This window comes from Pauljensenia sp. UMB6358, assembly GCF_030216865.1.
GTDB lineage: Bacteria > Actinomycetota > Actinomycetes > Actinomycetales > Actinomycetaceae > Pauljensenia > Pauljensenia turicensis_A.
This window is the reverse complement of sequence record NZ_JASOMS010000059.1, coordinates 1-371: the sequence shown is the minus strand read 5'-3', so window position 1 is coordinate 371 and position 371 is coordinate 1. Positions and strand designations below refer to the sequence as shown.

Sequence of the window (371 nt, the reverse complement as noted above, 5' to 3'; positions counted from 1 at the left end):
TAACTATCACAGACCTGGAATGGGCAATGCTAACCCCTGACGACAACACGATCGGCGGCGCATTCTCCATAACCCCAACAAGCCCCACATATGTGAGGCGAGCCGGGCGAGGAACAGGAAGAGAGGTAAACCATGACAGTTTCAATGGCAGTGCGTTCTGGTAGGCGCGCCGCAGAAAAACTCATGGTCGACAACTGCCGCATAACCAGGACGGGGGAACCTACCATCGGCCCAGACGGGCGCGAGCATATTAGTGAAACCACCGTTTACGAGGGCAAGTGCAAGGTGCAAACCTACGAGCCTTATGAGCAAACCCCAAACCCCGCCGGGCACACAGCAGTAGTACAACGCTACTCAGTGCACGTCCCCTA

1 protein-coding gene is annotated in these 371 nt (G+C 56.1%); it reads left to right on the top strand.

The window, feature by feature from the left end:
* Positions 1-132 precede the first annotated feature (132 nt).
* A partial coding sequence (locus tag QP381_RS08625; protein WP_285068539.1) for a DUF6093 family protein occupies positions 133-371 on the top strand: 239 nt, incomplete at its 3' end.